Origin of the sequence: Kitasatospora sp. NPDC001309 (assembly GCF_042896295.1) — a bacterium.
Classification (GTDB): Bacteria; Actinomycetota; Actinomycetes; order Streptomycetales; family Streptomycetaceae; genus Kitasatospora.
Genome location: NZ_JBIAXC010000031.1, coordinates 80,719 through 100,758, shown reverse-complemented (window position 1 = coordinate 100,758; position 20,040 = coordinate 80,719). Strand labels below are relative to the sequence as shown.

Annotated in this window: 18 protein-coding genes and 1 pseudogene; 13 read left to right on the top strand and 6 right to left on the bottom strand. The window is 73.1% G+C overall.

Annotated elements, in window-relative coordinates; all coding sequences use genetic code 11:
* Positions 1–125 precede the first annotated feature (125 nt).
* Positions 126–701: a hypothetical protein gene (locus tag ACFY2K_RS28040; protein ID WP_387715041.1), complete on the top strand. Its 576-nt coding sequence runs from the start codon at positions 126–128 to the stop codon at positions 699–701.
* 11 nt (positions 702–712) lie between these two features.
* On the opposite strand, the gene ACFY2K_RS28035 is transcribed toward ACFY2K_RS28040, so the two are convergent.
* Positions 713–3,454: a BTAD domain-containing putative transcriptional regulator gene (locus tag ACFY2K_RS28035; RefSeq protein WP_387715038.1), complete on the bottom strand. Its 2,742-nt coding sequence runs from the start codon at positions 3,452–3,454 to the stop codon at positions 713–715.
* A 246-nt stretch (positions 3,455–3,700) separates the two neighbouring features.
* Entirely contained in the window at positions 3,701–4,447 is a 747-nt protein-coding gene (locus ACFY2K_RS28030) for a DUF998 domain-containing protein (protein ID WP_387715035.1), read from the bottom strand.
* Positions 4,448–4,693: 246 nt separating this feature from the next.
* Between ACFY2K_RS28030 and ACFY2K_RS28025 the strand changes: the two genes are divergently transcribed.
* Entirely contained in the window at positions 4,694–6,169 is a 1,476-nt protein-coding gene (locus ACFY2K_RS28025; RefSeq protein ID WP_387715032.1) for a carboxylesterase/lipase family protein, read from the top strand.
* Between the two features lie 180 nt (positions 6,170–6,349).
* Positions 6,350–6,707 (top strand): annotated as a pseudogene (locus ACFY2K_RS28020) (GNAT family N-acetyltransferase); the annotation flags it as partial.
* A 343-nt stretch (positions 6,708–7,050) separates the two neighbouring features.
* Here the strand turns inward: ACFY2K_RS28020 and ACFY2K_RS28015 are convergent.
* From ACFY2K_RS28015 to ACFY2K_RS28005, 3 genes are all read right to left on the bottom strand, one after another.
* The gene (locus ACFY2K_RS28015; protein WP_380521696.1) at positions 7,051–7,266 is read right to left on the bottom strand and encodes an acetyltransferase; all 216 of its coding nucleotides are present in this window, start codon (positions 7,264–7,266) and stop codon (positions 7,051–7,053) included.
* Positions 7,267–7,414: 148 nt separating this feature from the next.
* Complete coding sequence (locus ACFY2K_RS28010; RefSeq protein ID WP_380521699.1) at positions 7,415–7,903, bottom strand: TrmO family methyltransferase; 489 nt, start codon at positions 7,901–7,903, stop codon at positions 7,415–7,417.
* Between the two features lie 42 nt (positions 7,904–7,945).
* A complete protein-coding gene (locus ACFY2K_RS28005; RefSeq protein ID WP_380521701.1) occupies positions 7,946–9,310 on the bottom strand; it encodes a tetratricopeptide repeat protein in 1,365 nt (454 codons plus the stop codon).
* Positions 9,311–9,597: 287 nt separating this feature from the next.
* On the opposite strand from ACFY2K_RS28005, the gene ACFY2K_RS28000 reads away from it, so the two are divergent.
* From ACFY2K_RS28000 to ACFY2K_RS27955, 10 genes are all read left to right on the top strand, one after another.
* On the top strand, positions 9,598–10,143 hold the full coding sequence (locus ACFY2K_RS28000; protein WP_380592386.1) for an ATP-binding protein: 546 nt from the start codon (positions 9,598–9,600) through the stop codon (positions 10,141–10,143).
* Between the two features lie 42 nt (positions 10,144–10,185).
* A complete protein-coding gene (locus ACFY2K_RS27995) occupies positions 10,186–11,133 on the top strand; it encodes a hypothetical protein (RefSeq protein WP_380521705.1) in 948 nt (315 codons plus the stop codon).
* Positions 11,134–11,204: 71 nt separating this feature from the next.
* Complete coding sequence (locus ACFY2K_RS27990) at positions 11,205–12,476, top strand: hypothetical protein (RefSeq protein WP_380592388.1); 1,272 nt, start codon at positions 11,205–11,207, stop codon at positions 12,474–12,476.
* A gap of 81 nt (positions 12,477–12,557) precedes the next feature.
* On the top strand, positions 12,558–13,415 hold the full coding sequence (locus ACFY2K_RS27985; protein ID WP_380592390.1) for a hypothetical protein: 858 nt from the start codon (positions 12,558–12,560) through the stop codon (positions 13,413–13,415).
* The gene (locus ACFY2K_RS27980; protein WP_380521712.1) at positions 13,369–14,877 is read left to right on the top strand and encodes a B12-binding domain-containing radical SAM protein; all 1,509 of its coding nucleotides are present in this window, start codon (positions 13,369–13,371) and stop codon (positions 14,875–14,877) included. The genes ACFY2K_RS27985 and ACFY2K_RS27980 overlap by 47 nt, the downstream gene beginning before the upstream one ends.
* Entirely contained in the window at positions 14,874–15,515 is a 642-nt protein-coding gene (locus tag ACFY2K_RS27975) for a dTMP kinase (protein WP_387715025.1), read from the top strand. The genes ACFY2K_RS27980 and ACFY2K_RS27975 overlap by 4 nt, the downstream gene beginning before the upstream one ends.
* The gene (locus ACFY2K_RS27970; RefSeq protein ID WP_380521718.1) at positions 15,508–15,966 is read left to right on the top strand and encodes an NUDIX domain-containing protein; all 459 of its coding nucleotides are present in this window, start codon (positions 15,508–15,510) and stop codon (positions 15,964–15,966) included. Before ACFY2K_RS27975 ends, ACFY2K_RS27970 begins: the two co-directional genes overlap by 8 nt.
* A gap of 203 nt (positions 15,967–16,169) precedes the next feature.
* The gene (locus ACFY2K_RS27965) at positions 16,170–17,294 is read left to right on the top strand and encodes a hypothetical protein (RefSeq protein ID WP_387715022.1); all 1,125 of its coding nucleotides are present in this window, start codon (positions 16,170–16,172) and stop codon (positions 17,292–17,294) included.
* A gap of 153 nt (positions 17,295–17,447) precedes the next feature.
* A complete protein-coding gene (locus tag ACFY2K_RS27960; RefSeq protein ID WP_387715019.1) occupies positions 17,448–17,837 on the top strand; it encodes a hypothetical protein in 390 nt (129 codons plus the stop codon).
* Positions 17,837–19,492: a hypothetical protein gene (locus tag ACFY2K_RS27955; RefSeq protein ID WP_387715016.1), complete on the top strand. Its 1,656-nt coding sequence runs from the start codon at positions 17,837–17,839 to the stop codon at positions 19,490–19,492. The genes ACFY2K_RS27960 and ACFY2K_RS27955 overlap by 1 nt, the downstream gene beginning before the upstream one ends.
* Here the strand turns inward: ACFY2K_RS27955 and ACFY2K_RS27950 are convergent.
* Positions 19,489–20,040: a DUF4913 domain-containing protein gene (locus ACFY2K_RS27950; RefSeq protein WP_380592394.1), complete on the bottom strand. Its 552-nt coding sequence runs from the start codon at positions 20,038–20,040 to the stop codon at positions 19,489–19,491. The two genes, ACFY2K_RS27955 and ACFY2K_RS27950, sit on opposite strands and share 4 nt — an antisense overlap.

Sequence of the window (20,040 nt, the reverse complement as noted above, 5' to 3'; positions counted from 1 at the left end):
GGGGTCGACCGGTTCACGGGTGCCGACCGGTTCACGCTGGTTCGAACCTCCCGGGCCCGCCGTCCGTGGTACCGGGTGGGGCCGGGCGACGAACCGGCGCGGACGGACGAGGGAGGACCGCAGCGATGGCCTGGTACCAGGGGCCGAGCCGGATCACGGTGACGGCGGTGGAGGGCGAGTGGCCGCAGCGGGCGGTGGTGACCGTCCGGGGCGCCGCCCCGGTGGAGATCCCGGCGACGGTCGGCGCGGTCCACCTGGTGGCGGCCGACAACTGGCAGCTGGCGCTGGAACACCGCTACGGCTCCGAGTGGTGCCCCAACATCCGTGCCGTACAGGGGCGTTGGCAGGAGATCCGGGGCGTGCTGACGCAGTCCGTGCACAGCCGTAACCGTGACCGGGCGGGCGACCGCCGGGACCGCAACCTGGTGCTGCGGATCGAGCGGGTCGAGCCGGACGGCGGCACGCCCGCACCTGCGGCCGGGCCGGCGCCGTCGGCGGCACGCCGCACCACGGCCTCCGGCGCGGCGGCTCCCACGGCCTCGGGCGTACGGACGACCGTAGGCGGCTCGGCCCGCCCCACCACCTCGACGGCCTCCACCTCGACGGCCTCCACCGCGGCGACCGCCTCCGCCGGCGTACCCGCCGTACCCGGCCTGCCCGGCCGTCAGCCCGCGCCGTACCGGCCGTCCCGGGGCGTCTGAGCGCGTGCCCGTCACGGCGGCCCGCACTGCGCCAGCCGTTCCTTCACCCGCTCCACCTGCCGGGTCATCCGCCCCTGCTCGGCGGCGAGTTCGAGGGCGTGCTCCCAGTGGGCGCGGGCCTCGGCGGTCCGGCCCCGGTCGTACAGCACCTGCCCCATGACGTCCGCGAAGTCGAACTCGGCATGGGCCTGGTTGCCCTGGGCGCGGCCGAGTTCCAGGGCGCGGTGGATCTGCTCGACCGCCTCCTCGGAGCGGCCGAGCGCGCTCAGCACCTGGGCGTGGGTCTTGGTCGAGATCACCAGGTACGGGTCGGACTCGCGGCCGGCCAGCAGGGCGAGCGATTCGGTGATCGGTGCGAGGCCCTCCGCGGCCCGGTCGGCCCGCAGCAGGGCGTCGGCGAGGTTGTTGAGTGCCTGGGAGAGCGTCCGGTCGTCGCCGCCGGCCCGGGCCTCGGTGACCGTCTCGACGATTCCGGGGAGGGCCTTCACCGGGTCGCCGTAGTCGTCCAGGAAGCTGTTGCGCATGCTCAGGTAGCGGTGCCGCAGGACGGGCCGGCTCTCCGGGTCGGCGACGGCGACGGCGCGCGCGGACTGCTCCAGCGCCTCGGCCCGTCGGCCCAGCCAGCCCAGTGACAGGCTGTGGTTGGAGTACAGGTGCGGCCAGTCGGCGGCGGTCCCCGCGGCCTCGGCGGCGCGCAGCGCCGTCCGGGCGGAGTCCTCCCAGGCGCGGAACAGGCCGGCGTCCAGGTAGAGGTACCCGGCGTTCTCGACCATCCGGCAGGCGTACTCGGGCCGCCCCCACCGGCCGGCCAGGGCGATCAGGCCGCGGACGGCGGGCTCCTCGCCCCGGAACCAGTCGAGCGCCTCCGCCGAACTCGCGAACTCCTGAGCGCCGCACGGGGGTTGTGCGGACGGGCGGTGGTGCCGGGCGTCCGGCCGGGCCAGCACGAGGCCGGCCGCCGTCGCGGCGAGGTAGTGGTCGAACAGCCGGGCCAGCGCGGCGTCCCGGGTGGCGGCCGGCAGCTCCTCGGCGGCCTGCCGGGCGTACAGCCGGACCAGGTCGTGCCGCTCGAACCGGCCGGGAACGGTCTCCGCCACCAGGTGCGCCCGGTGCAGCAGTTCCAGGGCGGCGGCCGCCGCCCGCAGGCCGGTGCCCGCGAGCGCGGCGGCGGCCCGGGTGTCGACCTGCTGGCCGGGGTGGATGCCGAGCAGCCGGAACAGACCGGCGGCCGGGCCGGGCAGGCTGCGGACCGTCAGTTCCAGGGCCGCCGCCACGCTCAACGCGCCCTGGGTGGCCAGAGCGGCCAGCCGGGAGCGCTCGTCGGCCAGTTCCCCGGCCAGGGTCGCCACCCGCCAGTGCGGGCGGGTGGCCAGCCGCGAACCGGCGATCCGCAGCGCCAGCGGCAGCCCCTCGCACAGCTCCACGACCCGCCGCGCCGCCTCCGGCTCGGCCGCCAGCCGGGGCCGTCCGGTGACCTCGGCGAGCACGTCGAAGGCGTCCCCGGCCGGGAGCGAGGCCAGCGGCAGCGCGCGGGCGTCCGCCTCGACGACCAGCTCGGTCAGCCGGTGCCGACTGGTCACCACGACCGCGCAGCCGGGCTCGACCGGCAGCAGCGGGCGGACCTGCCCGGCGTCGCGGGCGTTCTCCAGCACGATCAGCACCCGGCGCCCGGCCAGCAGTCTCCGGCAGGCCGCCGCGGCCTCCTCCGGGGTGGCCGGCACGGCGCTCTCGTCGGCGCCGAGCGCCCGCAGCAGCTCGGCCAGGGCCTCCTCGGGGCGCAGCGGTTCGGTCTCGTCGAAGCCCCGCAGGTTGACGGCGACCCGCCCGTCCGGGAAGGCCGGTCCGAGCCGGTGCGACCAGCTCAGCACCAGGGCGGTCTTGCCGACCCCGGCCGGGCCGGTGACCAGCAGGACCGGGCCGTTGCCGCCGTACCCGGGCCGGTGCGTTCGCCGGAGGCTCGCGCACTGCTCGTCCAGCCAGGCCAGTTCGCCCGCCCGGCCGACGAAGCGGCGGGGAGCGCGCGGCAGTCGGGCGGGGGCGGGCGCGGGTCGTTCTTCCGCAGCAGCAGCAGCAGCAGCACCAGCGGACCGGACCTGAGCCGCGGCCTCGCGCAGTGCCGGCCCCGGGTCGATCCCGGCCTCCTCGGCGAGCCTGCCGCGCGCCTCCTCGTACACGGCGAGGGCCTCGGCGCTCCGGCCCTCCTGGTGGAGGCAGAGCACGGTGAGGCGGACGAGTGATTCGCGCAGCGGGTGCTCGGGGAGTGCGGCGGTGAGCTGTGACGTCACCGACCGGCCCCGGCCGGTGCGCAGCTCGTGCCCGGCGAGCTGCTGCAGCGCCTCGACCCGCAGGGTCTCCAGCCGTCCGGCGGCGGCTTCGCGCAGCGCGGCCGAGCCGCAGTCCGCCAGGGTCGGCCCGCGCCAGAGCGCGAGCGCCTCGCGCAGCAGCGGGACCGCGGCCTCCTCCCCGTCCGCGGTGCCGACGCGGTCGAGCAGGTGCTCCAGTCGGTGGGTGTCGATCAGCTCCGGGTCGGCGTGCAGGACGTAGCCGGGTGCGCGGGTCTCCAGCCGGAGCCCGCCGTCCAGCAGGGTGCGCAGCCGGGCGATGTGGCCCTGGAGCGCGGCCCGGGCGGTGGACGGCGGGGCGTGCTCCCAGGTGAGGTCGACCAGCCGCTCGACCGGGACGACCCGGTTGGCCTCCAGCGCCAGCGCGGCCAGCACGGCCCGCCGCCGGGACCCCCCGACGTGCACGGGCACGCCCCGGTCGCTCCGCAGTTCCAACGGTCCCAGCAGGAGAATCCGCATGCCGCACCCGTGTTCCCAGTCCGTCCCCGGCCCCCGGCTGCACCTTAGCCGGATCGCCCCTCGTCCCTCGCCCCTCGCCCCACCCGACCGGGGCCGGGGACCGCCGGGCCGAGGTGGTGGGAGGCGACACCCCCTACCAACCGGCGGGCCCCGCTGATCGGTTGCCTCCCGCTCACGGGAACTTCGGCGGCCGGTGCGTCAGTCGGCGGTCCCGACGGGCTGGGGCGCTCCGGAGCCCGGCCCGTGCAGGCCGTGCAGTCCGCGCAGGCCGCGCAGCGCGCGCAGGACCGTGGCCCCGGCGATCAGCTCGGCGGCCGTGATCGAGTAGACCGAGCCGCGCTCGAACACGGCCGCGTGGTACGGGACCGGATCCGTCGGCATCATCGTGAGCAGGACGACGGCGCACACCAGCCCGACCGCGCCGCACCCGAGGACCGCCCGACCCGGCCACCGGGCCCGGCCGCTGCGCACCAGGTGCCCGCCCACCACCACCGCCAGCAGGTTGCCGCCGATGATCGCCATGCCCGCACCCAGGCCGTGCCAGGCCATCGACCCGTCCCGGTCCGCCTCCGGCGAACCGTGCACCAGTCCGACCAGGACGATCCCCACCCCGTGGACCACGGCCAGGACCAGGTACGCCCAGCGCAACCACCCCGGCAGCAGGTGCTGCAGGACCAGGGCCGCGGCGACGAACAGCAGACCCTGCGCGATGAACCCGGCGTTCATCACCCCGTTCAGCGGCGAGCAGATCGTCCGGCCCTGCAGCACCCCGCCGCAGGAGGGCACACCCAGATCGCTGATGAAGTTGTGCGCGTAGTCGTAGACCGGGTCCCGCCAGGCGGAGACCGCCATGGCCTCGGCGACCACGTACTGGACGGCCGCGACCACGAGCGCCACCGCACCCGACTTCCACGCGACCGCCCTGACCTCGTCGTCGATCGCCATCCTCAAGAGCCTTTCGTGTCGGGCCCGACGGAGTTCCAGGAGCCGGGACCACGATCCTGGCGCACGGAGCGGCAGTTGCCGCGACGACACCCACGCGCCGGGTTCCCGACCTCCCTCACGTCCCGACTTTCCCGATTCCCGGTGGCGGCGCCTGCCGCGCGATTGACTGGAGGGACGGGCGAGACGCCGATCGGACGTGCGGACGCCAGGGAACCGCAGGGCGATGGCGAAGGAGAGGTGGCAGCGATGGCCGTGCAGGAACGCCCCGTCGTCGTGACCGGGTCGGGCAGCTTGCGGGGCGTCGTGGAGGGCGGCGTGGCCGCGTTCCGGGGCATTCCGTACGCGGCCTCCCCGGTGGGGGAGCGGCGCTTCGCCGCGCCCGGACCGCACCCGGGCTGGCCGGGCGTCCGGGACGCCGCCCGTCCGGGGCCGGCCGTGCCCCAGGGGCCGTCCCGGCTCGAAGCGGTGATGGGGTGGCGCGCCCCCGACTGGGACGAGGACGGCTGCCTCACCCTCAACGTGTGGTCGCCGGAGCCGCCGGGTCCGTCCGGCCCTCCCGCCGAGGGGTCCGCCCCGGGCGGCCGCCCGGTCCTGGTCTGGTTCCACGGCGGCGGGTTCAGCAGCGGATCCGGCGGCTGGGACTGGTACGACGGCCGGCACCTCGCCGCCGCCGGAGGCCTCGTCGTCGTCACCGCCAACTACCGCCTCGGACCGCTCGGTTACCTCCACCTCCCGGAGCTCGGCAGCGACAACCTCGGGGTGCGCGACCAGGCCGCCGCCCTCGCCTGGGTGCGGCACAACATCGCCGGCTTCGGCGGGGACCCGGAACTGCTCACCGTCGGCGGCCAGTCCGCCGGCGCCTACTCCGCCCTCCACCTCGCCCTCGCACCGCAGACCGGCCCGTGGATCGCACGGGTCGTCACCCAGAGCGGCCCGTTCGGCCTCCCCCCGCAGGACCCCGGCGAAGCCGCCGACCACGCCCGCCGCTTCCTCGGGATCCTCGGCCTGGACCGCCGCCCCGACCCGCTGGCCGCGCTGCGCGCCGTCCCGCCCGGGCAGCTGCTCACCGCCTACGGGCAACTCGCCCGGGACGTCGCCCGCCCGGGCAAGGTTGCTCCGCCGATGTACCCCGTCCTCGGCGGCTACGGCCTGCCGGTGACCTGGCAGCAGGCCCTGGCCGACGGCCGCCTGGACGGCAAGCAGCTGCTGACCGGCACCACCCGGGACGAGATGACGGCGTTCTACGCCTTCGACCCGGCCGTCCGCACCGCCACCGCCGAGCGGGCCCGCGCGATCGCGGCGACCCTGGCGGAGGACGGCGCCGAACGTTACGACCGCACGGCCGCCACCGTTCCACGGACGCCGGGCGACATCCTCACCGAGGTCGCCACCGGACTCCAGTTCCGTGACCGGACCCTCGCCATCGCCGACCACCACGCCGCGGCCGGCCACCCCACCTACGTCTACCGCTTCGACCGCACCCCGACCCCGGACCCGGCCCGCCTGGGCGCCACCCACTGCGCCGAACTCCCCTACCTCTTCACCACCTTCGACGCCTACCCCGACAGCTCCATGCTCGGCGACGCCACCCCCGCCGCCCGCACCCTCGGCCACGCCTTCTCCCACGCCGTGGCCACCTTCGCCGCCACCGGGCGTCCCCCCGCCGAGCACTGGCCCCCGTACGCCCCCGCCGACCCGACCACCGTCCGGCACTTCGGCTGATCCCGGGCCCCTCGAAGGCGCAGGCGAAGGGGGGCTTGAATCTCCCGTCGGGGGAGACGCCAGGCAAGGGGAATGGACGGCGACACGCCTCACTCGATCGGCGAGCCGGTTCGGCGGGCCAGTCTCACGGTCAAGGCCATTCGATTCCACTCCGATCGCGAAATCGTGACGCCGACGGCCCTCAAAGGCGTCGCCTCCGGCAAGCCCTCGGCCGAGGTGGGCTATTGGACCGCGGTGCATGCGTGCGGGCGGAGCGTGGCGCCCCGCGCCCTTGAGGCCCTCACCGGCGGGGCCTTCGCCACCTTCGGGAACGGCGGGCTGGCGCAGCTGGAACTCCTGCATCAGGTGGACAACTCCGTCTCGTGCCGGGTCGCACAGAAGAGCCGGTACGCATTCGACCGCATCCTGCTCGCGGCACCGCCCGCCTTCCCCCCTCGACGGCCATCTGCACATCCGGCGCAGGGACGGCTGTGACCCACCCGCTTTCCACGGATCGGCGCACCTCGCGTCCCTCCCGGAACCGATCCGCAGGCCTTGAGCATTACCGGCCGACAGGGCGTCACGAGGTCGAGAGCCCGCGCTCCTTCGGCGCACGGCCCTGGCCCCCGCCGCCACCGTGACGGCGCGCAGAGATGCCGGTTCCCGCATGCCGCTCGACAGCTGATGTCACAACAACCACTAACTCGCTGTCTCCATTCGTCAGCGACCACCCGGTCACGAGGGAGCGACAGGTGCGGTTCCGGGACGGCGGTGCATTCGATCCTCGCGGACGCTGAGGTCAGTGCTCGGGCGCCCGAACACCGAGTGGACCCAGAGCCGTCGAGCCGCCCGGAAAGGCAGCCGTTGGCGCGCAGGGCGAGCCTGGGGGCGGACCCGGGGGCTCAGCGGAGGGTGCGAATCATGACAGCGTAGAGCGGAGCGCCCTCGAACGGTCGGTGCTCGCCGACCTTCTCGTACGACCACCGCTCGTACATGTCCTGGACCCGGGGGTGGGCGACGTCGACGTAGAGCACAGCCAGCGCTTCGGCGCGTTGGGACGGCAGTGCCTCGTGGGCCTGCCCGGCGATGCCCACCGCCGGCCTGGTCGCGATAGGCATCGGCGTGGACGTCGATGAGCAGTTGGGCGTGGTCGGCGGAAGTCGGTCGGCCCCATAGCGGCGAAGCACTGTCGTCATGGGGATTCCCTGGGTCGTTTCCTCGCGCCACTACCCGTCGACGCGAGGAAACAGTCTCCGGAGGTTTCGATCAGGGCGTGGTGGGGCCAGGGGCGAAGTACTCGTGGAGCATCTCGGTGGTCCAGGAGGGCTGGTGGGTGTCGCCGCGGGGGCCGAACTCGTCGAACCAGGGCTTGACCTCGAGGATCGGCGTGCCGTCGACGGCGTCCAGGTCCTCCACGTGCAGGTCCAGGCCGTCGACCTTGAGGAGGCGGCAGCGGGAGGAGCCGAGCCAGTTGACGCGCCGCATGTTCCGGTGGCCGAAGACGCCGACCTCGGGCCACTGCGGGTTGTCGCGTGGGCGGCGGGCGCCGAAGTTCAGGTCGGTCGGGTCGGTGAGGTGGAAGCGGAAGATGACGTCGAGGTGGGAGAACGCCTCCAGCCCCTTCGTGGCCTCCGGTGGGAAGCGGTCGCCGTCGAGCCGGATGACGGCGCGGGTACCTCCCCAGTAGTCGTCGGTGGGCTCGGTGCGGCCCCCTACCACGTACCCGAGTGCCTCCACGGTGAAGACTTCGGTCACTGTGTTTCCCCTCCTGTGAACGGACCGCGCCAGGTCAGTGGATCAGGCTACAAGGGCCTGTCGGGCCCGTTCGGACAGAGCGGCAGCGCCGGGTACCCCGCGGGCCTGGTAGCGCCGCAAGGTGGTGCGCATGGCCTTGATGGAGTCGGTGTTGCGGGCGGAGGTGATGCCGTCCATCAGGTCGAGCGCGGCGCCCCAGGCGGATACGGCCTCGTCCATTCGGCCTTGTTTGTCGAGGGTGCCCGCCAGCTCATCCGTGGTGAGTGCGTGGATGCGCCGAAACTGGTCGGGGTCGCGGCCTGCGAGCGCATTGCGGCGGTGCTTCTCCGCGTTCTTGTGGTCGCCGAGCTCTGCGAGCGTTTTGCCGGTGTGGGAGCTGATGGTGGCGCCTGCCGGCCCGGCCGCCAGAGCGTAGTCGGCAACCGGGTCGTCGGTACGGGCCAGGGCGTCTTCGGCGGAGAGCAGGGCGGCTGCGGCCTTTTCGCCCTGGCGGGTGGCCCCGTAGGCGCGGGCGCTGGTGATGAGCAGCAGTGCCCGGGTCTGAGGGTCGATGCGGCCGGCCGACCGGCGGAGGGCCTCCTCGGCGAGGTCGACGCAGTGCTGAGGCTGTTTCAGGTTGAGTGCCTGGTGGGCGAGGGCTCGCATCATCCACGCGCCGTGACCGTGGAAGTCGGCCACGCACGCGAGCTGGTAGCCGAGGAGGTAGTAGCGCTGAGCGGCGCCCTCCTGGTTGAGGTCATGGTGCTTCCATGCGAGCAGGTAAGCCAGTTCGGCGACGGCGTTGAAGGCGTCGAGGCGTACGGCCGGGTCACTGTAGCGGCCGCTGAGCATGGGCGCGGCGGCGTCGGTGAGGTAGAAGGTGGCGGAAGACAGCCCGTGGCCACCTCCCAGCTGTTCGTCGGCGGCCCTGAATGCCTGGACGGTGTTCCGGACGGCTGCCACTTCGGCCTTTCCCACCCGGGCGCCGGGCTGGCGGGCACGCAGCGTACGGGCGACGGCTTCGTGGTCGTAGCTCAGCGGCAGAGCGACGGCTGAGGAGACGTAGACGGCCCGTTGAAGAAAGTCGCGGCGGCTGATGTCCATCATGGCCCTTCCCAAGTCAGCGGTAGCGGCGACCGGGTCGGTGGCCAGTGTCGGCAGCTCCTGCGGTTGAGCATCGCCGTACCCGATCTCGTCCAGTGTGACCAAACGCCCGACGATCTTGCTCAGTGCCTGTGCCAGGTATTCGGGGTTGCGCCCCCTCGGGCGCCGTTGGCCACCACACCACAGCGACACGGTCGCCTTGCTCGTGCGGGTATCAAGGTCACCGTTGAGCGCGGCTTGCTCGCGGTGGGCGCGGGCCACGACCTCCAGCTTCAATCCGTAGCTGCTGATGAAGTGCTGAAGAGCAGTGCTGGATGTCGTCATGAGTCACATCCCGGTCTTGGCTGTTAACCCTGTAAACCACTTTCCGTGGTGACGAGTGTACCGAGAGCCACTGCTTCGGTGTTGAACTGATTGTGCGCCTCGACGCAGCCGAACGTACCGTCAACCTGCGGAACTGGCAGGAGCCTTGGATGGTCGCGCTGCTGCGAATCCGATTCCGGTCGAGTCGAGGTGCCTTGGCAGAGGCAGCCGTACGGGCTGCCTCCACTATTGCCCTGGTCCTCTGGAAGTGAGGCGCCCCAATGAAGCCGACATCACGAACCACCACGGTGACGTTCCCCGCCGAACTGGCTCGGATCGGCGTCGTTCGCCGCTGGGTGGGGGCGCAGCTGCCGGAGCTCGGCCTGCGCCTGGACGATCCGTTGGTGGACGACGTCCAGTTGGTGATGTCCGAGATCGCGGCCAACGCCGTGGTGCACGGCTGCGACGGGGGCCGGTCGGACGTGGAGCTGACTGCCGCTCTGCGCCTCTCCCCGACCGGGGTGCTGCGGATGTCCGTCGCCGACCCCGGGCCCGGTAGGCCCGAGTCCCGGAAGGCGGGGGAGGGCGCCACCAGCGGCAGGGGTCTGCTGCTGGTGGCCGGGGTGGTCGACCGGTTCGGCGTCGATGAGGGGCCGGACGGCAAGGTGGTGTGGGCCGAACTCGACCTGCCCGAGGCGGCGCGGCCCGTCCCCGCATCGGTCGCGGGTAGGCAGGTCGAGTCGCAGGTCGTGGTGCTGTGCACCGGCGCCGCCGTGCGGGTTTGGCGGCCCCGGTCCGCCGTCGGTGTGCGGCCCGGTCAGCAGCCTGAGCTCGACCGGATACCGGCGGCGTAACCACCCCACCCGCCCATCGACTTCGTACCGGAGGACTGCGCCGTGAGCGTCGGACCGCGCACCAGAACGCTGACCAGGATCACCAGTGAGGGCCGCAGGCACGAGGTCGCGGCCGCCTACGCGGCCCTGACCCAGGTCTGCACCGACACCGGCGACAACCCCTCCCAGGCCGAGCTGGTCGGCGAACACCCGCACCACGCCTGGTGGTTGCCCGCCTCCAGGGCGCTCGCCCTCGTGCATGCCGACGCGGACGAGGCAGGGGCCCTGCTGCGCGGTGCCCGGCTGCTCCACGAGCACCGGGTGGCCGCCGTGGCCCCGGACTACGACCAGGTCCGGATCGCCCACGGACGCGCGGTCACCTTCTGGCGCAGCCCCGGGCACCCGCTGCGCGACGTCGCCGCGAGCGCGCGGCTCACCGCAGCCGTGCACCGGATCCGGCCCGGCGCGGCCCTGTGGCTGGAGGACCACGACCCGTTTGAGGGGCTGCTGGACGGCCTGGACGACGTCGCGCTGGACGACGCGAGCCAGTGGTTCCTGCGCGAACGCGCCGCCGAGCTGCGCGAGGAGTGGGAGCGCGCCGAATGGCCGACGCCGTCCACGGTCATCCTCGGCGCACGCGCCATCGCCCCCTGCTACGGCGACGGTTCGCACCCCCGGCTGTTCCCGCAGTACCCGTTGCGGTACGGACACCGGGAGTGGGACCTCGTCGCCGCCCGCTGGCACACCGAGTTGCTGCGCGGCCACCGCGACGACCTCCACGCGTACACCGCGGCCTACACCGCCTACAGTCGCGCAGCCCTTGCCCCGCCCTACGGCCAGATCGGGGCCTGGCCGGACTACCAGACCGTGCGGGACGTCGTCGTGCTCACCGCCGTGACGGACACCGTGCGGCGCGCCCACCTCGACACGCATCTGCGCAGGCAGGCCGCCCACCAGGTGGCCTGCCTGCGCGGCGCCCACCGGCCTCCCTGGACCTGGGGACGGCGATGACCTTCCAGCCCGAGCCGTCCCCGCAGCCCGCGGCTCCGCCGACCGGCCGCCACTGAACGAGAGAAGCAACCATGATCTTCACCCTGTCGGACGGCACCCGGGCCGAACTCCTCCTACCACCGGCCGCCGACCTGCTCACTCAGGACCCGGGCACCATCCCCGTCCCGGAACGGCTGATCACCGACGGCTGGCTCACCCCCGTGACCACCCAACTCCTCCACCTCCTCGACCACGCCGACCCCCACGCCCTCGCCACCGCCTCCCACACCGTCCCCGGCCACACCCAGCTGCTCCTCGCCCACGCCCACCAGGACCAGCCCGCCCTCCACCTGTGCCTGCCCGACGGCACCCCCACCCCGCCCCGGGCCGCAGACCACACCGCCCTCCTGTTCCCCCTCACGGGAACCCTGGACCTGGCCCTGTCCCGCCACCAGGACGACGCCGACCAGCGCCGACCCCAGTACCTGCGCAGCCTCAACCCCGGCCAGCTCTGCGCCATCCACACCGGTGCCACCACCGAACTGACCGCCCCCGCCCACAGCGTCCAGCTCGTCCTCACCCACCACCCCCTCGCCGCCCCCGACTCCCGACCGCTCACCCCCGCCGAGTACCAGGTCGCCGTGAAGGAGGCCCGCACCCGCCTCTCCCGCCCCGAGCCCCACGACTGCCGCAGGCCCGGCACCAGCCTCCAGGACATCCCCTACCTGCACCACGCCACCCTGGCGCAGCTCCACGCCCAGCAGGACGCCCTCCACCACCTCGCCGTCCACAAGAGCACCCTGTCCTACCTGACCACCACCGCCGTCCTCGACTACGAGCGCTTCGAGGCCAGCCGCACCACCCTGCTCCTGGACCGCGTCGTCCTGGCCCTGGACACCTGGCGCGGCTTCGAGATCCGCCTCAACACCAACCCCCGACCCGCCAACCAGCGCCTTCCGCACACCCACGGCTACGCCTTCGGGGCCCGCGTCCTCACCGGCGGCTACCTCCACACCGTCTCCACCCGCACCGACGGCCGCGACACCGGCCCCTTCACCGCCGACCAGCTGTGTCCGGCCGTCACCACCACCGAACTGCCGGGAAGCTCCTACACGCTGGGCACCGCCCTCGCGCACCAGGCCCTCATGCGCCCCGACACCACTACCCTGATGCTCCGCGGCCCCTACACGGCCACCGCCCACGCCGCCACCGACCTCATCCCACCCGTCGATTCGTGGCCCCGGCCTGCCGACGGCGCCCCGCCCGTGCACTCGCGCCCCATGACCGACGCCGAACACCACGCCCTGTACCAGGCCCTCGCGGCGGACGGAGTCATCGAGCCCCTGCCGCGCGGCAACCGGTGAGCAGCAGCCGTGCCCGACGGCGCCCTTCCCGGCTTGGCAAGCTGGGGCACCACGAACGCCACCCGAGGCGAGGAGCCACCCGTGCACGCCGTCCTGACGACCGATCACCCCGCCTGGCAGCGCAACACCACCACCGGCCACTGGCACCGCCCCCTGCGCACCGCCGGCGGCCGGTGGCTGGCCACGCTCACCCCGGCAGGCCTCGGCCTGGCCCGTGTGGACGGTGCGGAGGACCACGAGCCCGCCGTCGTGACCACCGACCCGGGCGACCTGCCCGACGCCGTGCCGACCGCCCTGCGCAGCGGGCTGCACGCCCTCGGGTCGAGCGTGCGCGTGGCCAACCCCTGGTTGTGGGACGCGATCACCACCGCGATCCTGCGCCAGGTCGTCCGCGCCGACCAGGCCCGCAAGCTCTACCGCACCTGGTGCGCCGTCCACGGCACCGAGCTGCCCGCCCACGGCTGCACCCACCACACAGCACCCGGGCCTGACGCAGTGCTCACCCTCACCGACGAGCAGTTCGCCGACGTCGGCACGACCTTCCACCGCACCGCGCTGCGCGCGGCCGCCACCGCCTACCTCGAACACCGCTCCCGCTGGGAGCAGTTGGACGCCGCAGCCCTGGTCGCCGCACTCGTGAGCGTGCCGAGGATCGGCCCCTGGACGGCGGCCGCGGCCGCCGCGGACTTCACCGGCGACTTCTCGGTCTACCCGCACGCCGACCTCGCGGTCCGCACCTGGGTCGCCCGCATCGCCCCCGACCACCCCTGGCCCGCCGCCGACAAGCCGAAGAAGACCGAGGCCCTGTTCGGCGCGCACTGGCACCACCTGGCCGGCCACGACCCGCGCCACCTCCACACCCTGACCCTGTCGACACTCACCTGGGGGGCCCATGCCCGCACCGACCAGCTCGAAGGATCGGACCGGCACCACCCGTGACCCGGTCGCCGGTGCCGACCCGCACCGGATCCTCGACTGCCTGTTCGTCAACGCCCCGCTGCGCGACTACGACCTGCGCCCGCGCGTCAACGACTACACCCTGCCCGTCCTCGGCATGGGCTACCTCGCCACCCACGCCGCCCAGCACGGCTTCAACGTCGGCATCCTGGACGCCGAGGCCCACGGACTCGGCGTCCAGGACACCACCGACCTCATCAACGAACTGAGGCCGCGCTGGGTGGGCTTCAACCTCCTCGCCCCGACCTACGACCTCACGGCGAGGATCGCGGCCGGGCTCGACCCGGTGATCTCCCTGATGGCCGGCGGCCACCACGCCAAGGCCGACCCGCAACGTGTGCTCGCCGATCCGCGGTTCGCGCGGCTGGATGCCCTGCTGGTCGGCGAGGGCGAGACCCGGGTCACCGCGCTCCTCGGCGACGTCCACCGCCGCCGGGAGCTGCCGAAGGTGATGTGGCGCGACCGCCTCCTCGGCACCACCGCCACCGGCATCCCACGGAACGGTGACACCGCCCGCTGGCTCGCCCCCGACATCAACTCGCTCCTCCTCGACCGCCGCTACCTCACCCAGGACCCGTTCCAGGCCGACGACGGTCGCTGGGAGGCCAACCTCGTCTGCTCGCGCGGCTGCCCCTACGAGTGCGGCTTCTGCGGCGCGGCCGCTTCCATGAACCCCGAGGTCAGCATCCGTACCCGTACCCCCGAGAACATCATCGCCGAGATGCACCAGCTCCACGACCTGTACGGCTGCACCGCGTTCAGGGCCGTCGACGACCTGTTCCTCGGCGCGCGCCGCATCATCCACCCCGCCCTGGAGGCCTTCGCCGCCGAACGCATCGGTGAGAAGTACGTCTGGGACGCCACCGGGCGGATCAACGTCCTCGACCGCGAGGACGACACCGTCCTGGAACAGCTGCGCGCCAACGGACTGCGCGAGGTCGCGCTCGGCATCGAGTCCGGCTCCCCGCGGATCCTGCGGGCGATGGACAAGCGGATCACGCCCGAGATGACCCTCGACATCACCCGTCGACTCCTGGAACGCGGCGTCGGCGTCAAGGGCTACTTCATCCTCGGCTACCCCGGCGAGACCCGGGACGACGCGCTCGCCACCCTCGCCCACATCCGCGAACTCTGGGCCCTCTCGGACCGCTCGGAGGGCACCTTCCGGGCCTCCGCCTTCACCTTCCGTCCCTACCCCGGCAGCCCCGTCTTCCAGCGCCTCGTCCAGCAGGGCCACGACCCCGAGGCCCTGCAGACCTACCAGGACATCGACCTCACCGACCATGGCGCCGACGAGGCGATGCGCGGCCGTGACGAGTTCAACTTCGGCACCGGCCAGCAGTTCGGCGACGTCCCCCTCGCCCAGCTCCACGGCTGGCTCGCCGACATCTCCCGCGAACAGCACCACCGCACCACCAGCACCCGTCAGGAGGTCAGGACATGAGCGGCCTGCTGATCAGCGTCGACGGGCCCAGCGGACTGGGCAAGTCCACCGCCGTCGCCGCCACCGCCCGCGCTCTCGCCGCGTCCGGACACACCGTCCACACCGCCACCGGCCCCTCGACCACCCCCTACGGCACCGCAGTACGCCAGGCCGCCGCGACGATGCGCGGCCGCGCCCTCGCCCTGGCCGTCGCCGCCGACCGCCTCCACCAACTCGACACCGACATCCGCCCCCACCGCGCCGCCGGCACCACCGTACTGATGGACCGCTGGATGGCCTCCACCCTCGTCCTCCAGCGTGCCGACGGCGTCGACGTCGACTTCCTCCTCACCATCAACCAGGGCGCCGACGTCCCCGACCTCGCGGTCATCCTCACCGCCGACCCGGACACCGTGCAGCGCCGCCTGGCCGTCAGAGGCACCCGGCACCGCTTCGAGCTCGACTCCGCCGCCACCGCCCGCGAACTCCGGCTCTACACCGAGGCCGTCCCGATCCTGAACCGCCTCGGCTACCGGCTCCACACCATCGACACCACCCACCTCACCGCCGAGCAGACCGCACAGGCCATCCTGGGAGCAGTCCCGGACCGAGCGATCAACACCAAAACTCCGCAGGGAAGTGAGAGAGAGCATGAGTAGCAGCACAACCACCCCGCCGCCGGTGGTCGACGTCCACGTGATCGCCCGCACCCCCGACGGCAAGATCCTGCTGTCCCAACGAGGCGGCCCCTACGGCTACGGCCAGTGGCACGCCCCCAGTGGCAAGCTCGACCCCGGCGAGAAGCCGGCCCACGGCGCCGCCCGCGAACTCGACGAGGAGACCGGCCTCCTGGTCGACCCGGACCACCTCCGCCTCGCCTACACCGTCCTGCACCACCAGGACCCCACCACGCTGCGCCTCGGCCTGTTCTTCGTCGCCACCGAGTGGGAGGGCGAGCCCGTCAACCGCGAACCCGAGAAGTGCCTCGATCTGCGCTTCTTCGCCGAGGACGCCCTGCCCGAGGAACTGATCCCCTACCCGGCCGCCGGTATCCACGGAGCCCTCACCGACCCCGGCGGCCTGGCGCACCACAACTGGCCTGCCGCGTAGAGGCGGGGGAGGCCTGGTGCATCCCGGCCTCCCCCGGAGGACCCCGATGTGACGTGGTGCCGGACAGGGGGCGCACTGGTCGACGACTGCGATCGGCGGGACGCGTCGATCGCGGGGCACCGGATCACGCCGTGCTAGACCAGGGGTGGTAGTCGCTGCTGCGAGTGCATCGGCGCGTGCCTGGAGCGTGAGGGAGACGGCGAATGCGCTCACCACGGCCGGCGGAACAGGAGGACATCATCCTCGGCGTTCCTCCGACGAGTGGTCAGAGGACCTGGGACCGGCTCGCTGAGGAGGATGCCGCAGCGGCCGGTCTCGCAGGCAACTGGCTGGCGGGCGCCAGGGCTGATGGCGAGGCCGCAGTGCAACAAGAAGCCTCGATGGCCAACTTTGCCCCACAGCCGGACGAGTTGCCGCTGTGGGACCAGTACAGCATCAGTTCCTCGGAACCGGTCAAGACGACGGACCAGGCCGGACTGCCTGACCTCAAGGCGCAGCTCCGAGAGGTGGTCGAAGCCTGGACGGAGATCGTGCCCGAGGGCAGCCGTTCGGTCGACGATCTGAGGGCGGCCCTGGAAGCCGATGTCGAGGCACTTCAAGTCCGATGGCGGCACATCACCACGACTCCGGCCGCACCCGAAGCGGCGGTGGCGACGGGCGTAACAGGCTCCTCCACCGCTGGGCGTAGCGCCGAGGCCGTCAACGCGGCACTCCGCGCTGCCGATCGAAGCCACCCGGCCCTTCAAGGTCTGCGGGAATGGCGAGAGATCCGAATCGTGCGGGAAGCGGTCGCTCGACTGTGGCGGAACATCACGACGAAGGCAGGCGAGTGGGCCCACCGGCTCCTCGCCGACCACCGTGTTTCCGAGTTCCTGCGCAACGCATCGATCCACGCCTGCGAGCGAATCGCCCAACTGGCCCATCAGGGAGCGGACCTGCTGCGCCGGAGGCAGGGGGCACTGCCCACCGCCGCGACCCTGCTCGTCCTCGGCGAGACGGCGAGTGCCTACGGCACCTCTGCGCGGAGTCGGACCAGCCTTCCCACGGCCGTGGCACTGCTCTCCTCGGGCACCGCTCTGCAGTCCGCTCCCCGGAGCAGGTCGTCCTCCGGCACCATCGACGTTCCCGACCTTCGCAGGATGGGTGAAGCGTTGGAGCGCCCGAGCCCGATGACTGTGCAGGGTCGGCGTGTCTCGGCGGACGCGGCGAAGGCCAGGTCGGGCCGTCAGGCACAACGGCGGTCGGCTGCCGGCGTCGGGGAGCAGCCCGCACACCTGCGACCCGATGGAGTGGCCGTCCAGCAGGGGCGTCGTCCGAAGCAGAGGTGAGTCACGTCAGAGGTGCGCCCGCTGTGTTCACCCGATCCGGTGAGTTTCACCACCCGACAGCCCGCGTCGATCCACAGGGCAGGGTGACCGCGTCCATCGAGCCGCCGCCCGTGGTTGCCTGACGTCGTACAGCGACCCGAGGAGGACCGAACTATGACCCCGAACTCCGCTACGGCGGAAGGCGTCGAGCTGGCAGCCGCTGCCGTTCTGAGGAACACCGCCGTTGCCGCGCACGCGCTCGCCGACCTGGCCGTGCGTGACGACCGCTACGACCACCTGGCCGCCCTGGCCGCGGCCTCCTACGCCACCGAAGCAACGATCTACCTACCGTTGCCCGACAGCGTCCCCGGCGACCTCGGCCGAGCGGCGGACCACGACCTGGTCGGCCGGCTCACCGCCCTTGCCGACGCCCTGGACTCGCTCGCCCGAACCTCGGACGACGTCCAGCAGCTGCGGGACCGCCACACGGCCGCCCTCCACACCCGCGACGCGGCCACAGCGCTGCGCAACGCCCTGCCGGTCGACCAGGGGCCCGTCGGCTGATGGACGTCACCTGGGGCGACTTCATCACGCTCGCGGCATCCAGGCTCGAGTACGCCCTGGCGGCGCTCACTCTCGCCGAGGCCGAGAGCCGCAGCACCCCGGGCCAGCACGCCGCCCGCAGCGGCGCGCTGGCGGACGTCTTCCAACTGCTCCACCGCAACACCGATCGCTTCGGCCCGCACGCCCCCGACCCGCTCGGTATCGCGGAGGGCGACGTCTCCCGACTGCACAGCAACATGGACATCCTCGGGCGCTTGCTGCGGGACGAGTCCTTCTACGCCTGGTCCGAGCCCGACCCCGCGGCCTCGCACCTGACCGACGCCGTACGATTCCTCCGCCTCGCGGGTGACCTGCTCGCCAGCCATCACGGTCCGGACGGCGAAGCCCGCAGCCCGTACGCCGCCTACCTGGACAGCGGTGGGGTTGCGCGGCACATCGTCGCGGATACCGCCGAACTCGCCAGTGTTGCTGGGCGGGTGGCGGTACGGATCGGCCAGCTGTGCCCGCCCGATCGTCGGGTGGTCCGCAGCCACACCGTGGCCTACCGGCTCAGGGAACGCGCGGTGCTGATCGAGCAGGCGACCATCGGCATCCACCGCCAGCTCAGCTCGCCCCGCCCGTCCGTGCCGGCTCCCGGCCTTCTCCACCTTCCGGCTGCCGCGACCGTCCCGCCGTCCCCGGTCCGGCCGGGAGAACCGCAGGGGGAAGCGCTCCGGGCCGCCGGTGCGGGTCTGGAGTGGCTCGCCGCCCACGCGGCGCAGCAGGCGTCACGGAACCTACCGGACGCCACCACCGCCGAGCTGTCGATCGCCTCCGACCACTCCGCGGTCGCGCACCTGCTCACCGCCCGTCTGATCGCTCACACCCGAGATCTGCTGAGCGCCGATCCCGTGGCCCGCGGTCTCCTCGACACGGCCGGAGGCGCCCTGCGCACAGCGGCTCAGGCCTGGCAACAGGCCGCGGCCGGCTGGAAGTCCGGCCTCGGGAGCGCACCGGCGACGGTGAACCCTCGCTTCGTACGGGAGGCCGAGTTCGCCGTGGTCCGGCTCGGCCGCACTCTCTTCTCCTCCGGCTGGACCCCGCGTGACGGCGGTCGGCGCACCCCCAGGGCCGCGGACGAGATCATCCGGGCCCCGGCCGACACGTCGCACCTGCTGGCCGTCGTCCACGCTGTTCCCGCTGCGGGCCAGGTCCTTGCCGAGCACGTCCCCCGCATCGCGGAGGCGCTGGTCCGGCGCGGAGCCCTGCTCAGCTCCGACCCCGCCCACAACCCGAGAGGCAGCGCGCCCTCGGACCAGATCAAGGAGGGCTGGACCAGGTGGTACCCGGCGTCGCCCGAGCAGATCCGCGAGGTCACCGAGGCGTACAACCGCGCCCGCCAGGCGTCCGCGGCCGCGCAGACCGCGACCGCCCGTGCGGCCGAGGCGGTCGGCCACCCGCTCGGACGGGCCGTTCTCGACGCCGATCGCCGGAACACGCTCGGCTTCACCGGCGACCCCTCCTACGACACCCGGCGTGTGCAGGCCGCCGCGGCGCGCGCCCGGAGCACGAGGGTGCCGGCGCGACCGCTGGAGCCGGCTCGGATGCCCGCGAACCGGGCGGCCGAGCTGGCGCGGGAGGTGGCCAGCGTGCAAGCGCACCGGAGGACCCGTTAGCCGTCGGGTCGGTTGTCGTCCTGAGTTGTGCACCAGGCGCTCGGTACGGTTCCGGGTAGCCGGTGCTCGATTCGGTGCTCGCCCTTGGTACAGCCCGAGAACGGGCCACCTGGTCCGCGCAGCGCCGCCATGCAGGGGCGGTAGTGGTCGCGGTACCAGGTGCTCGGACCGGTGTAACCGCAGACGGCGGGGTCGGTGAGTTCCTGCCAGGCCAGCCACAGCGCGTGCAGGGCGCCCACCGCGTCCCAGTGTTCGGTCCAGAGATGGCACCAGCGGGCCTCGGCCGAGGGCTCGCCGAGGCAGCCGGGGACCAGGACTCCCTCCACCCACTCGGCGAGCAGGCGCAGCTCCGCGTAGAGTTCCTCGCCTTCGAGGAGGAAGATGAACGGCGGGTAGCGCGGGTCGTTGTGCTCTTCCGGTGCTGTTTCTGGTTCCGCGCTGCCGGTGGCGAGTCGGCCCGTTGCCTCCGCCGTGCTGCGCGCGACGGCTTCCACCTTGACGCGCATCGCGGCCAGTTCCGCCTTGAGGTCCTCGACGTCCTCGGACAT